The sequence below is a fragment of the Bradyrhizobium sp. HKCCYLRH3059 genome (assembly GCF_051168035.1).
GTDB lineage: Bacteria > Pseudomonadota > Alphaproteobacteria > Rhizobiales > Xanthobacteraceae > Bradyrhizobium.
Map to the genome: position 1 here is coordinate 963,461 of NZ_JBNPUF010000001.1, position 13,240 is coordinate 976,700.

The following is a 13,240-nucleotide window of genomic DNA, read 5'->3' on the forward strand; positions in this document are numbered from 1 at the left end:
CCCACAGAGCGTCTGCCAGCCGCTTGCGCTGGCGCGCGTGCACTCCTATCCAATCAGCCCCGTCACGAATCTCGGAAGAACACCGTGTCGAATTTTGCCTCCATCATCGCTGCTGAGCTCTCAGTCAAGGATGCCCAGGTCCAGGCCGCGATCGACCTGCTCGACGGCGGCGCGACCGTGCCGTTCATCGCGCGCTATCGCAAGGAGGCGACCGGCATGCTGGACGACACGCAGCTGCGTACGCTGGAGGAACGGCTGCGATATCTGCGCGAGATGGATGCACGGCGCACCGCGATCATCGAGAGCATCAAGGCGCAGGGCAAGATGACGCCCGAGATCGAGCTGGCGCTGGCGACCGCCGACACCAAGGCCCGGCTCGAGGACATCTATCTGCCGTTCAAGGAGAAGCGCCGCACCAAGGCGCAGATCGCGAAGGAAGCCGGGCTCGAGCCGCTCGCCGACATGCTGATCGGTGATCCGATGAAGGCGCCGGAGGTCGAGGCCAAGGCCTTCATCAAGAAGGATGGCGACAACCCGGTCAAGGACGTCAAGGCCGCGCTCGACGGCGCCCGCGCGATCCTGGTCGAACGTTTCGCCGAGCATGCCGACCTCGTCGGCTCGCTGCGCGAGGAGATGTGGACCCGCGGCGCCGTGAAGTCGTCCGTTCGCCATGGCAAGAAAACCGAGGGCGCGAAGTTCGCCGATTACTTCGATTTCTCCGAGCCGTTCACCAAGCTGCCGTCGCACCGCATCCTCGCGATGCTGCGTGGCGAGAAGGAAGAGGTGCTGCAGCTCGATTTCGGCGATGGCGAGCCGGAGGACTCCAAGGATCCGACGCTGTATGAGAACCGTATCGCCGTGACCTTCGGCATTTCGCGCCAGGGCCGCCCGGCCGATCAGTTCCTGTCGGACTCCGTGCGCTGGGCCTGGCGCACCCGCATCAAGACCTCGCTGGCGCTCGATATCCGCATGCGGCTGTGGCAGGAGGCGGAAAAGGAGGCGGTCCGCGTGTTCGCCGCGAACCTGCGCGATCTGCTGCTCGCAGCTCCCGCCGGCGGCCGCGCCACGCTCGGGCTCGATCCGGGCTTCCGCACCGGCGTCAAGGTCGCGGTCATCGACCGCACCGGCAAGTTCGTCGATCACGCCACGATCTATCCGCACGAGCCGCAGCGGCAGTGGAACGAAAGCATGCTGACCCTGGCGCAGCTCTGCGTGAAGCACGGCATCGATCTCGTCGCGATCGGCAACGGCACGGCATCGCGCGAGACCGAGAAGCTCGTCAACGATTTGATGAAGCTGAAGCCGGATCTCAAGCTGACCAAGGCGATCGTGTCGGAAGCCGGCGCGTCGGTCTATTCGGCCTCGGAGTTCGCCGCGAAGGAATTCCCCAATCTCGACGTCTCGATCCGCGGCGCCGTCTCGATCGCGCGCCGCCTGCAGGATCCGCTCGGCGAACTCGTCAAGGTGCCGCCGGCCTCGATCGGCGTCGGCCAGTATCAGCACGACCTCAACCAGTATGAGCTCGCCCGCGCGCTCGATGCCACCGTCGAGGACTGCGTGAATGCCGTCGGCGTCGATCTCAACACCGCCTCGGCGCCGCTGCTGGCGCGGGTGTCGGGCATCGGCGAGAGCCTGGCTCAGAACATCGTCGCGCATCGCGACGCCAACGGTCCGTTCCCGACCCGCGACAAGCTCAAGGAGGTGCCGCGGCTCGGACCGAAGGCGTTCGAGCAGTGCGCCGGCTTCCTGCGCATCCGCGATGGCGACAACCCGCTCGATGCCTCCGGCGTCCACCCGGAATCCTATCCGGTCGTGAAGAAGATTCTCGAGACGACCAAGAGCGACATCAAGGTGCTGATCGGCGACACCAAAACCTTGAAGACGCTCAATCCGGCGAAATTCGCCGACGAGCGCTTCGGCGTCCCGACCGTGACCGACATCATCAAGGAGCTGGAGAAGCCCGGCCGCGATCCGCGCCCGGAGTTCAAGACCGCGACCTTCCAGGAGGGCGTCGAGAAGATCACCCATCTCAAGCCCGGCATGATCTTGGAGGCGACCATCACCAACGTCGCGGCCTTCGGCGCCTTCGCCGATATCGGCGTGCACCAGGACGGCCTGATCCACATCTCGGCGATGTCGGAGAAGCGCATCAACGATCCGCGCGAGGTGGTGAAGCCGGGGCAGGTCGTGAAGGTCAAGGTGCTCGACGTCGATGTGCCGCGCAACCGCATCTCGCTGACGCTTCGGCTGTCCGATCCGCTGCCGGCCAAGGGCGAGAAGCGGACCAGCGCACGGCCGCCCGCGGGGCGCATGACCTCGCGTGAGGAGAAGCCGTCTGGCGGCGGCGCGTTCGCCGCGGCGATGGCCAAGGCCGCAGAGCGGCGCAAGGGCGCCTGAGGCGAATGGTCACGAGGCGCCGCGGAGGGAATGTCTCGTCTGCGGCGTCATATCTGCGGCGCCATGGCATTCGGCGTCGTGTCGTTGCGGTCTTCCCTATCTCCGCGGCCAGGCTTACCTTGGGCGGCGAGTTGTGAGTGGGGACCGCGCATGACGAACCGGACCGTGATCATTGCCGGCGCGACTGGGCTGGTGGGACGGGAGCTGCTTCGCGGTCTGCTTGCCGACCCGGCCGTGGATCATGTGCATGTCGTCGGCCGCCGCGCGCCGACTGACCATTCGCCCAAGCTGACGGCGCATGTCGTGGATTTCACCGCGCTGCCGTCCCTGCCGCCGGCCGACGAGCTCTATCTGGCTCTCGGGACCACGATCAAGGTGGCCGGAAGCCAGGCCGCCTTCCGCGCCATCGATCACGACGCCAACCTCGCCGTCGCCAAGGCCGCGCTCGCGAGCGGCACCAGGCGCGTTGGTCTGGTCAGCGCGATGGGGGCCGACAGCAGGTCGCGCGTCTTCTATAGCCGGGTGAAAGGCGAGCTCGAGGACGATCTGACCGCGTTGCCCTTCGAGGGACTGGTGATCGCGCGGCCTTCGCTGCTGGTCGGCCCGCGGGAGGAGCTCGGACAGCCGAGTCGTCCGGGCGAGGAATGGGGCAACAGGCTGAACAACATCATCGGCTTCCTGATCCCGGCGAACTACAAGCCCATCGCGGCGGCGGACGTCGCCAACGCGCTGCTGATGGCTGTTCCTACGGTTGCCGGCAAGCGAGTGATGCTGTCAGGGGCCATGCGCCGATGATCGAGCCTGCCGCTCTTGCGTAGCGGCCGGGTCTCGCTATTTACGATAAATCGAAATCTGATATCGCGCCGCGCCTCAGGCTCGGATCGACTGGTCGACGCCCCTCCGTAGTTTTACGGCTCTCTCGCATACGACTATCAGCGAGTGAATGGCTGGAGCGGGCAAGACGGGAATCGCATCTTAACATCTTAACCATATCTCGCTGTTAGTTGTGCATCGAGGAAAAACAGCCCGGTGTTTCATGCGCAGACAGCTGCTTGAATTTTGTTTCTTGGCATTGGTGGGAACCCTGCTCGGATCCCAAGCGGCGACGGCGTCTCCGCGAATGGTGTCGCTGGTCTACAACTCGCAGATTCAGAACCCGCAGCAGGTCGGGTCGGACGAATTTCGCGTGAAGCTGCAGGCGCTGGCCGGCAAGCGGCTCATCATTGATGAGCGTGCGGGCAACGCATTCGGCAGCGAGGCGGCGGTGCTGACTGCAACCCGGAGCGGCGCGGTGGACGTGGCCGTGGTGTCCGGCGGCATCGCCAGCGCGGTGGTCCCCGAGCTTGGCGTCTTCGACATCCCGTTCCTGTTCCGTGACACCGCGCATGCCAAGGCGGTTGCGCAAGGGCCGGTCGCCGCCGCGATCGGCGCCAAGTTCGCCGACAAGGGACTGGTGCTGCTGGCGCTGGGCAAGCAGGGCTTTCGCAATCTCACCAACTCGAAGCGCCCGGTCCGTACCGTCGATGACGTCAAGGGCCTCAGGATCCGCGTGATCCCCAATCCGGTCTACCAGATGACCTTCAAGGCGCTCGGCGCCGACGTGATGCCGATGGATTTCCCGCTGGTCTATGCCGCGCTCAAGGACGGTCGGCTCGACGGCCAGGAAAATCCGGTTGCCACCATCGCGGCCAATCGCTTCGACGAGGTGCAGAAATATCTGACGCTCACCGGGCATTTCTTCGCGCCGATCGCCTTCGTCGCCAACCGCGCGATGTTCGACCATCTCGATGCGGCGGATCGAGATGCGCTGGTTGCCGCCGCCAAGGCGGCTGCGGAAGTCACCTGGCAGGCCCAGCTCGATGCGCAGAAGCTCGATGAGTTGCGCAAGACCGGCATGGAGGTGATCGAGACGTTCGACCGCAAGACTTTCGTCGATGCGGTCAGGCCGCTCGATGCCGACTTCGAGAAGCGCTTCGGCAAGGAGCTGCTCGCCACCATCAGGTCCACTCCGTGAAACAGCCGGGCAAACCGATGAAATTGTCTTCTCTGATGTCTTGGATCGGCGTCCGCCCGCGCATCTTCGGCGGCTTCGCCCTGATCCTGAGCTTCCTGGTGTTGCTCGGCGGCTTCGCCATGGTCCAGGTCGGCCGCATCGGCGGCACCGTGGATGAACTCGTTACCAGCGCGGCCGGGGACGCCGGCATGTCGCAGGTGCGTGCCGCGCTGCTCGGCGCCAACGGCGCGGTCGAGAGATTCGTCCGGACCTGGAACGTCGGTGACAAGGATGCGGCCAGCAAGGCCATCGACGCCGTCGGCGGTCTCGCCGATCAGGTCGAGAAGCAGTCCGGCAGCCTGAAGGTGCTGGCTGACGGCGTTGGGCCGGTACGGAGCGCGCTGGCGGCCTACCGCTCATCGTTCGCTGCCGCGGCCGAGGCCGTGGACCGCCTGCGGGCGGCGACGACCAAGACCGACGCATTGGGCGCCGTTGCCGGCATCAACATGGGCGGCATCCAGGTTGCCCTTGCCAATCGTGCGGGCAGCGAGCCGCTGATGAATCCGTTACGTCTGGCCAGCGTCGTCGACGCGGTTCGCATCGCGGTGATGCGCTATACCAACACGTTATCGAATGGCGATGCCGACGATGCCAGGCTCACCTTCGTCTATGCGAAGCTCGCGATTGCCGATACGGAGGCCGAGATCGCGGGTGTCGATGATGCCAAGCTGAATGCGCTGGTTGCTGCGCTGAAAGAGGCTCTCACGGCGGATGCCGCCGCGCTCGAGGAGGTGATCAAGGTGGCCGCTGACCTGCGCGCCAAGCAGGCGGAGCTCGCCAAGGCGAGCGCCTCGATCGATACCCAGGTCAGCCAGATCAACCGGCAGCTTGGTACCGCGCGTGCAGAGCAGGCCGCGAGGACCGGCGTCGCGGTCGAAGATACCAAGCAGACCGTGATCGTGACCGCAGCCGCAGCGGTGATATTCGGAGCGGTGCTGGCCTGGCTGATCGGCGCCAGCGTGTCGACCCCGATCCGCGGCATGACCGACCGCATGCAGTCGCTGGCGGCCGGCGAATTGGATCAGCCGATTCCCGGCGGCGAGCAGCGCGACGAGATCGGCCGGATGGCGCGCGCCGTGGAGATTTTCCGTGACAACGCGCTTGCCGTGCGCCGCATGGAGCAGGAGGCTGCGGCACAGCGTGAAGCTGCGGAGGCCGAGCGCGCCCGCATGATGTCCGATCTGGCTGGTCGATTCGAGCAGGGCATGCAGGGTGTCATCACCGGCGTCGGCGGGCGTGCGACTGAGATGGGCGAGAGCGCCAGCGAGCTGGCGCGCGTCGCCGAACGCGGCCGTGGCCTTGCGGAAGCGGTCGCCAGCCGGGCCGAGCAGGCCTCCGTCAATGTGCAGACCGTGGCCTCGGCGACCCAGGAGCTCGCGGCCTCGATCAGGGAGATCTCCTCCCAGGTCCAGCGCTCGGTCACGGTGTCGACCCGGGCGACGCACGAGACGCAGCGGACATCCGAGCTGATCGACGGGCTGTCCAGCGCGGCGGAGAGGATCGGCACCATCGTGCAGCTGATCCAGGCGATCGCGAGCCAGACCAACCTGCTGGCGCTCAACGCCACCATCGAGGCGGCGCGCGCCGGCGAGGCCGGCCGCGGATTTGCGATCGTCGCGAGCGAAGTGAAGAACCTGGCGTCGCAGACCGCGCAGGCGACGGAGCAGATCTCGAGCCAGATCGCGACCATCCAGAGCGCGACGCAGGACACGGTCGGCGCGATCGCCCAGTTCGGCACGACCGTGCGGGAGATTGCCGAGATCTCCAATGCGATCGCCGCCGCGGTGGAGCAGCAGGGAGCGGCGACCAGCGAGATTGCACGCAACGTCGAGCAGGCGGCCAGCGGTACGGCGGCGGTCACGCAGGAGATCGGCGACGTGCGCAACGTGGCCGGGCAGACCGATGCCGGCGCTGAAGCTGCGCTGGCGGCGGCCGCGGCGCTGCAGCAGCAGGCCGCTTCGCTGAAGAGCAATGTCGCCGACTTCCTGCAGACGATCCGAACGGCGGCGTGAGCCGCAAACCGGTGGCGAGTGGAGTTGACGCAGGGGACGCAGGCTCACACTCTGGCGCATGACCGAGCACCAGCCGCGTTCCCTTGCGTTTCCCGTCGACGGCGCGGACATCGTGTCCGCGCTGTTCATGGCCCCGCCGCGGCCGCGCGCCTGTTTCGTGTTCGCCCATGGCGCGGGCGCCGGCATGACCCACGTCTTCATGAACCAAGCGGCCGCAAGCCTTGCCGCGCGCGGCATCGCGACGCTCCGCTTCCAGTTTCCCTACATGGAGAAGGGCAGCAAGCGCCCTGATCCGCCCGCGCTCGCCCACGCCGCGGTGCGGGCTGCCGTGGCGGAGGCCGCGCGGCTCTGTCCGGGGCTGCCGCTCGTCGCGGGCGGCAAGTCGTTCGGGGCGCGCATGACGTCGCAGGCGCAGAGTGCAGCGCCGCTGCCAGGCATAGCCGGGCTCGCCTTTCTCGGCTTTCCGCTTCACCCCGCCGGCAAGCCCTCCATCGCGCGCGCCGATCATCTCGATGCGATCGAGGTCCCGATGCTGTTCCTGCAGGGGACGCGCGACAAGCTGGCGGAGATGGAGCTGCTCGCGCCCGTCGTGAAGCGGCTGGGACCGCGCGCGACCTTGCATTGGATCGATCAGGCCGACCACGCCTTCCACGTGCCTGCGCGCTCCGGCCGGAATGATCAGGCCGTCATGGAGGACCTGACGGAGGCGTTTGCGGCGTGGCTGGAGACTCTCGAAGCGTGTGCCGGCTGACGCGCCGAGCGCCTCCTTCGGAGAAAAATGGCATGAGAACAAAAACAGAACTTTTCTGTCACCGGAGGTTGAGGCATAGTCATATTGAAAGGTAGGGAGGGGGTTCGATGAAGTCAGCAGTGGTGGCGCTATCGGTGTGCGCGCTTGGCGTGCTGATGATCTCTGCAGCTCCATCGCTCGCCGATGCCAGGCTGACCGGCATGGTGGTCGTGAAGGGAACTTGCCAGAAGCTCATCGTCGCGGGAAAGGATCGTAGCTCGGAATGCAAGGGCGCGCTGCTCAATACCGACTATGACGATCAGCGCACCGGCTTCTACTTCACCTTGCTCGACGGCAGCGTGGTCACGTTCTCGAACCGCGGCGATCTGCAAGAGCAACCGGGGCCTGACAAGTTCGTCACGCCGGTCGACATGATGATCATTGGCCAAAGTCGCAAGACGATCAACAAGGTGACGGCCAAGGGGCAATGCCGCCACGGCAATCCATTCAAGGGACCCGACCTGCTCGAATGCACAGCCGACAGCGAGATCGGCCGTTTTGAAGGGCTATTTCTGTCCAATGGCGAGAAGCCGGTGATGCAGACCTTCTGAGGCCGTGACCCCTGTGCACAAGCAGGATGGGCCAGCAGGAGAGTTCGTCGCGGCGTCGCCGGTCGTCACTCGCCATCGTACAGTCCACGCGGCAAATCCGGCCCGCTCGGCAATATCCACTTTGTCAGAAGATCGCGATGAGAAAGACAGCTTCATCCGTTTGGCTGCTGGCCCTCGGCGCGGCGAGCCTGCCGGCCATGTCGGTCCGTGTAGAGGACGGATTGAAGGGGATCGAGACGTTTCACGGCCCCTGCAGGAAGCTCACGGTCGCGGCAAAGGACCGGACCGCCGATTGCAAGGGCGTTTAGCTCAATACGCGTTCCAGTGATGGACGGAGGCGGCTTGGAGCAAGACGCCCCGCCTCTGAGGCTGCGATCTCCCGACTCCCGAAAATTTGGCGCGACATCAAGCGCGAAATATTGCAACAAGTCGGCGTCGTGGGTGAGGCCGGGTGTGTGGGTCGCCAGATCTTGGAGAGTGTGATGTTCCGATACGTTGGCGTCGTCCTGGGGCTGCTCTGGAGCCTCGTATCGATCAGCACCGCGCTGGCCGACGACGCCAAGCTCCGGATCGGCGTTCTCCGGCTGTCCTCGTCCGCGCCAGTGTTCATCGCGTTGGACAAAGGCTACTTCCGCGAAGCTGGACTGGACGTCGAGCTGAAGTTTTTCGATGCAGCGCAACCGATCGCCGTGGCGACGGCCACCGGCGACGTCGACGTCGGGGTGACCGCCTTCACCGCAGGACTGTATAACCTCGCAGGCAAGGGCGCGTTGAAGATCATCGCCGGCATGAGCCGTGACCGCCCGGGCTTTCCGCTGATTGGCTACTTTGCCAGCAACAAGGCCTATGAGGCAGGTCTCAGGACGCCGAAGGACATTGCCGGCAAACGCGTGGCGATGACCCAGGTCGGGTCGAGCTTTCACTATTCGGTGGGGCTGCTGGCCGATAAATATGGCTTCAAGCTCGCCGACGTGAAGATCGTGCCGCTGCAGTCGATGTCCAACATGTCGGCGGCCATCAAAGGGGAAACCGTCGACGCGGCGCTGATGCCGGTTTCGGTGGCGCGCAAGCTGATGGAGGAGGGCGCCGTCAAGCATCTTGGCTGGGTCGGCGACGAGACGCCGTGGCAGGTCAGCGGCGTGTTCGCGGGGCCGAAGACACTTGCCAACACGGCGCTGGTCGGCAAGCTGCTGGCGTCGCTTCAGCGCGCCGAGCGCGAGTATCATGATGTCGTGCTCGCCTCGGTCAAGGACGGCACCGCCGCCATCGACGACAAGACCAAGCCGTTGCTCGAGATCATCGGCAAGTACACGAACCTGCCGGTCGAGCAGGTCGTGGGCAATTGCGCCTACATCGATCCCGACGGCAAGCTCGATGTGAAGAACATCGAGAGCCAGATCAAATGGCTGCAGGCTCAGGGGTTCGCGGACCAGGGCTATGATGCGGCCGCGATCATCGCCAAAGACTTCGTGAAGCCGGATTGATGAAGGCAGGCGCAGCGCGGGCCTGCAGCGGGATCGCTTGATATGGACCTGATCGCCGAGACCATCAGCCACCGTTTCGACGCGCTCGATGTGCTCGATGGCGTGTCGTTCACGGTCGGAGCCGGCGAGGTGGTCGCCCTCGTTGGGCCGTCCGGCTGCGGCAAGAGCACGCTGCTGGCAATCCTCGGAGGGTTGTTGCAGCCAAGCAAGGGACAGGCGGTGCTGCGCGGAGCTCCGCCGCCCGGCAGCCTCAACCCCTTGACGTTCGTGTTCCAGGACTTCGCGCTGCTGCCGTGGGCAAGCGTCGCCGACAATGTTGCCTTTCCGCTCCTCCATACATCTCTGTCGACGCAGCAGCGCGCCGCCGCCGTCGACGATGCGTTGCGGCGAACCGGCCTGGCAGACTTCCGGACCGTCTATCCCAAGCAGTTGTCGGGCGGCATGCGCCAGCGGGTCGGGATTGCCCGGGCGCTGGCGGTCCGCCCGGCGATCCTGCTGATGGATGAGCCGTTGTCGGCGCTGGACTCGCAGACCCGCGAGCTGCTGATGGAGGACTTCGTCGATCTGCTCGCCGACGGCACCATGGGCGCGGTCTATGTCACGCATAATCTCGAGGAGGCCGTGCGGCTCGCCGACCGCATCGTCGTGCTGTCGCGTCGTCCCGGCCGCATCCGGAAGGTCGTCAGCATCCCGGCGACGCGGCGCAGCCGCGGCGATGCCGTAGTACGCACGCAACTGCTGGACCTGCAGAACGAGCTCTGGGGGCTGATCCGGACCGAGGCAATCGATGCCGAGCGCGAGGTTCAGAATGCTTGAGCGCTCCCCGGCTGAACTGCCTGAGGTCGTCGGCAAGCAGAGCCGGAAAGTGCCGTTCCGGGGCGGCGGCTTCACGCCGGCCGCAAGCCGATGGGCCGGCTGGCTCGCGCTCGCGGCGGCTCTCGGCCTGTGGCAATTGATCGGCAGCCTCGGGCTGGTCAATCCCTTGTTCCTGCCGGCGCCGCTGATGATCCTGCGCACCCTGTATCGATTGGCCGAAAGCGGCGCGCTCTGGCAGCATGTCTCGGCCTCGTTCGTGCGCATCGTATCCGGCTGGGCGTTCGGCACGGCCACCGGCATCGTCGTCGGCTTCGCGATCGGCCTCTGGCGCATTGCGCGCAGCATCGGCATCACGTTCGTCTCTGCGCTGTTTCCGATTCCGAAGATCGCCGTGCTGCCGCTGCTGATTCTTTGGCTCGGCATCGGCGAGCAGCCGAAGATCGCGACGATCGCGCTGGGCGTGTTCTTCTCGACCACGATCTCGGTCTATAGCGGCGTCGATGCGGTGCCGCGCAACCTGATCCGCATGGCGCAGAGCTTCAACGTGCCATTCCCGACCATCGTCCGCCGCGTGATCTGGCCCGGCGCGCTGCCGTCGATCCTCGCCGGTTTCCGCATCACCGCGTCGGTCGCGCTGATGCTCGTGGTTTCGGCGGAGATGATCGGCGCCGAGACCGGCATCGGCACCTTCGTGCTGCAGGCCGGCAATCTGATGCAGACCGATCAGCTGATGGCGGGGATCCTGATCCTGTCGCTGTTCGGTCTCGCCGTCGGCCGGCTGATCAGCATGCTCGAAGCGCAGCTCCTGCGCTGGCGCTGATCCGGCGGTGTCAGGCGTTGCCGCGGTCTTCCCGGAACAAGTCGAGCTTCTCCTGCACCGGGCGATCCGAGAACGAGAACAGGACCGCATCCTCGTCCGGCTCATGGCTGACCCATTGCCAGCTCGGAACGACGAACAGGTCGCGCGGGCCCCATTCGAAGGTATGGTCGCCGATGCGGCTGCGGCCCCTGCCTTCGATCGCGGTGAACACGGTCGCGTCGGTCGAGCGATAGCGCGCAGTCTTGAAGCCCTTCGGCAGCAGCTGGATGAAGGTGCCGATCGTCGGCATCGCGAAATCACCGGTCTCCGGGTTGGAGAATTTCAGCTTCAGCCCGTGGCAGGCGTCCCATTCCTCGCTCCGCTTCGCGTTCTCCAGCGCCTCGCGCGTATAGGCGTAGGGATAGTTGAAGATCGGCGATGTCCTGGATTTGCGCTTCGCATCGACCGGCAGCAGATTGTGGCCGTAGCGGGCGAAGCTGTCGCCCGCGGGGCGCGCGACCTTCTGCTGGTCCTCCTGCGCGCCTTGCGCGAACGACGCGTCGAGAAACTGCACCAGGGGAATGTCGAGGCCGTCGAGCCAGAACATCGGCTCGGTGGTCTCATTGCCGTGATCGTGCCAAGTCATCGACGGGGTGATGATGAAGTCGCCCGGCTCCATCAGGGTGCGCTCGCCCTCGACGGTCGTGAAGGCTCCCTTTCCTTCCAGCACGAAGCGCAATGCGGACTGGCTGTGCCGATGGGCGGGCGCAACATCGCCTGGGATCACCATCTGAACGCCGGCATAGAGCGATGTGGTGATCTTGGACTGCCCGCGCAGTCCCGGATTCTCCAGGATCAGCACGCGCCGCTCGGCTTCCTTCGCCGTGATCAGCCGCCCGGCCTCGACCATGTAGTCGCGGATCGCCGCGAACTGCCACAGATGCGGGCGGCAGGCGCTCTTCGGCTCGGGCGTGATGAGATCGCTCATCACGGTCCACAGCGCCGTCATGTTTTCGCCGTCGATCTTCTTGTAGAACGCCTCGCGCTCCGGTGTCGAAACCGCGGCCATGCGCGCCTCCCATGATCAGATGTCGTTCTTGATTGACAGTATACTGCCAATTTGATTACCGTCAAATACAACCAGAGCTGTCGCATCGGGAGGACTGCCATGATGAAGCTGCACGGCTATTTCCGCAGCAGCGCATCCTATCGCGTCAGGATCGCGCTCAACCTCAAGGGTCTCACGGCCGAGCATCTGCCGCATCACCTCCGCAAGGGCGAGCAGCGCGCGCCCGCCTATCTCGCGCTCAACCCGCAGGGTTTGGTCCCGGCGCTCGAGGACGACAGCGGCGCCACGTTGATCCAGTCGCTTGCGATCATCGAATGGCTCGACGAGACTCATCCCGAGCCGCCGCTGCTGCCGAAGGATCCGTTGCGACGCGCCCAGGTCCGCGCCTTCGCGCAGGTGCTCGCCTGCGACACCCATCCGGTGCAGAACCTGAAGGTGCTGGCGCGGCTCCGGGAGCTCGGCCTGCCCGAGGACAAGGTCACGGCCTGGGCCGGCTGGGCCAACCGCGAGGGGCTCGCTGCCTGCGAAGCGCTGATCAAGCATGAGCCTGGCCCATTCTGTTTCGGTGCGGCGCCAACCTTGGCCGATCTCTGCCTGGTGCCGCAGCTCGGCAATGCACGCCGCTTTGGCGTCGATGTCGCAGCGTTTCCGCGCCTGCTGCAGGCCGAAGCCGCGGCGAAGGCGCTGCCGGCCTTCGCCGCTGCTGCTCCGGAGCGTCAGCCCGATGCCGAGTAGGCCGCCCGACATCACGATGGACGCAGTCTACACCAAGCCGGGCTATCTGTTCCGGCGGATGCAGCAGATTGCCGTGTCCATCTTCGTTGAGGAGTGCCGCGAGTTCGACCTGACGCCGGTGCAATATGCAGCGCTGGTCGCGATCCAGACGCATCCGGGCATCGATGCCACCAGGCTGTCGGCGGTGATCGCCTTCGACCGTTCGACGCTCGGCAGCGTGATCGAGCGGCTGGAGAGCAAGGGCCATATCGAGCGCAGGCCGTCGGCCGAGGACAAGCGCGTCAAGCTGCTTTATCTGACCAGGGCGGGCGGAGCACTGCTCCGTGCGATCATGCCGGCGGTCGATCGCGCCCAGGCACGCATGCTGGCGCCGCTGAAGGCCGCGGATCGCAAGATGCTGATGGCTTTGCTGGCGCAGCTCGTCGATCTCAACAACGAGGTGTCGCGGGTGCCGCTGCGCGCCGAGGATGCGCTGGAGCATCTCGGCAAGACCGGCTGATCGCGGAACTCCGCGGTTGTCGGGCGCAAGGCGTA

General features: G+C 65.8%; 12 protein-coding genes. 11 read left to right on the forward strand and 1 reads right to left on the reverse strand.

Going from position 1 to position 13,240, the window contains the following annotated elements:
* The first annotated feature begins 84 nt into the window (after nucleotides 1-84).
* The 9 genes from ACQR13_RS04430 to ACQR13_RS04470 all read left to right on the forward strand — a co-directional run bounded on the left by ACQR13_RS04430 (nucleotide 85) and on the right by ACQR13_RS04470 (nucleotide 10,923).
* Entirely contained in the window at nucleotides 85-2,397 is a 2,313-nt protein-coding gene (locus tag ACQR13_RS04430) for a Tex family protein (RefSeq protein WP_315752276.1), read from the forward strand.
* Nucleotides 2,398-2,547: 150 nt separating this feature from the next.
* The gene (locus ACQR13_RS04435; protein ID WP_434862606.1) at nucleotides 2,548-3,192 is read left to right on the forward strand and encodes a nucleoside-diphosphate sugar epimerase; all 645 of its coding nucleotides are present in this window, start codon (nucleotides 2,548-2,550) and stop codon (nucleotides 3,190-3,192) included.
* 241 nt (nucleotides 3,193-3,433) lie between these two features.
* Nucleotides 3,434-4,411 carry a TRAP transporter substrate-binding protein gene (locus ACQR13_RS04440; RefSeq protein ID WP_434862607.1) on the forward strand — a complete coding sequence of 326 codons (978 nt, stop codon included), beginning with the start codon at nucleotides 3,434-3,436 and terminating at the stop codon, nucleotides 4,409-4,411.
* Between the two features lie 35 nt (nucleotides 4,412-4,446).
* Nucleotides 4,447-6,462, forward strand: a complete 2,016-nt coding sequence (locus tag ACQR13_RS04445; RefSeq protein ID WP_434862692.1) for a methyl-accepting chemotaxis protein — start codon at nucleotides 4,447-4,449, stop codon at nucleotides 6,460-6,462.
* Between the two features lie 58 nt (nucleotides 6,463-6,520).
* Entirely contained in the window at nucleotides 6,521-7,213 is a 693-nt protein-coding gene (locus ACQR13_RS04450) for an alpha/beta hydrolase family protein (RefSeq protein ID WP_434862608.1), read from the forward strand.
* A gap of 107 nt (nucleotides 7,214-7,320) precedes the next feature.
* Nucleotides 7,321-7,803 carry a hypothetical protein gene (locus ACQR13_RS04455; RefSeq protein WP_315715276.1) on the forward strand — a complete coding sequence of 161 codons (483 nt, stop codon included), beginning with the start codon at nucleotides 7,321-7,323 and terminating at the stop codon, nucleotides 7,801-7,803.
* Nucleotides 7,804-8,285: 482 nt separating this feature from the next.
* Entirely contained in the window at nucleotides 8,286-9,287 is a 1,002-nt protein-coding gene (locus ACQR13_RS04460; RefSeq protein ID WP_315715278.1) for an ABC transporter substrate-binding protein, read from the forward strand.
* A gap of 42 nt (nucleotides 9,288-9,329) precedes the next feature.
* Entirely contained in the window at nucleotides 9,330-10,103 is a 774-nt protein-coding gene (locus tag ACQR13_RS04465; protein ID WP_315752273.1) for an ABC transporter ATP-binding protein, read from the forward strand.
* Nucleotides 10,096-10,923 (forward strand): ABC transporter permease, encoded by an 828-nt coding sequence (locus tag ACQR13_RS04470; RefSeq protein ID WP_316203042.1) that lies wholly within the window; start codon nucleotides 10,096-10,098, stop codon nucleotides 10,921-10,923. The genes ACQR13_RS04465 and ACQR13_RS04470 overlap by 8 nt, the downstream gene beginning before the upstream one ends.
* Before the next feature lie 10 nt (nucleotides 10,924-10,933).
* Here ACQR13_RS04470 and gtdA read toward each other — a convergent pair whose 3' ends face one another.
* Nucleotides 10,934-11,971, reverse strand: coding sequence for a gentisate 1,2-dioxygenase (gtdA, locus tag ACQR13_RS04475; RefSeq protein ID WP_316174497.1), 1,038 nt, complete (start codon nucleotides 11,969-11,971; stop codon nucleotides 10,934-10,936).
* A gap of 102 nt (nucleotides 11,972-12,073) precedes the next feature.
* Between gtdA and maiA the strand changes: the two genes are divergently transcribed.
* Both maiA and ACQR13_RS04485 read left to right on the forward strand, forming a co-directional pair.
* Nucleotides 12,074-12,706 carry a maleylacetoacetate isomerase gene (maiA, locus tag ACQR13_RS04480; protein ID WP_315752324.1) on the forward strand — a complete coding sequence of 211 codons (633 nt, stop codon included), beginning with the start codon at nucleotides 12,074-12,076 and terminating at the stop codon, nucleotides 12,704-12,706.
* Entirely contained in the window at nucleotides 12,696-13,205 is a 510-nt protein-coding gene (locus ACQR13_RS04485) for a MarR family winged helix-turn-helix transcriptional regulator (protein ID WP_315825490.1), read from the forward strand. Before maiA ends, ACQR13_RS04485 begins: the two co-directional genes overlap by 11 nt.
* Nucleotides 13,206-13,240: the final 35 nt, after the last annotated feature.

Bases quoted from the DNA above. Each gene is read 5' to 3' on its own strand.
- ACQR13_RS04465 (WP_315752273.1), top strand. From the start codon at position 9,330: ATGGACCTGATCGCCGAGACCATCAGCCACCGTTTCGACGCGCTCGAT.
- ACQR13_RS04470 (WP_316203042.1), top strand. From the start codon at position 10,096: ATGCTTGAGCGCTCCCCGGCTGAACTGCCTGAGGTCGTCGGCAAGCAG.
- ACQR13_RS04460 (WP_315715278.1), top strand. From the start codon at position 8,286: ATGTTCCGATACGTTGGCGTCGTCCTGGGGCTGCTCTGGAGCCTCGTA.
- maiA (WP_315752324.1), top strand. From the start codon at position 12,074: ATGAAGCTGCACGGCTATTTCCGCAGCAGCGCATCCTATCGCGTCAGG.
- ACQR13_RS04435 (WP_434862606.1), top strand. From the start codon at position 2,548: ATGACGAACCGGACCGTGATCATTGCCGGCGCGACTGGGCTGGTGGGA.
- ACQR13_RS04485 (WP_315825490.1), top strand. From the start codon at position 12,696: ATGCCGAGTAGGCCGCCCGACATCACGATGGACGCAGTCTACACCAAG.
- gtdA (WP_316174497.1), bottom strand. From the start codon at position 11,971: ATGGCCGCGGTTTCGACACCGGAGCGCGAGGCGTTCTACAAGAAGATC.
- ACQR13_RS04455 (WP_315715276.1), top strand. From the start codon at position 7,321: ATGAAGTCAGCAGTGGTGGCGCTATCGGTGTGCGCGCTTGGCGTGCTG.
- ACQR13_RS04445 (WP_434862692.1), top strand. From the start codon at position 4,447: ATGTCTTGGATCGGCGTCCGCCCGCGCATCTTCGGCGGCTTCGCCCTG.
- ACQR13_RS04440 (WP_434862607.1), top strand. From the start codon at position 3,434: ATGCGCAGACAGCTGCTTGAATTTTGTTTCTTGGCATTGGTGGGAACC.
- ACQR13_RS04450 (WP_434862608.1), top strand. From the start codon at position 6,521: ATGACCGAGCACCAGCCGCGTTCCCTTGCGTTTCCCGTCGACGGCGCG.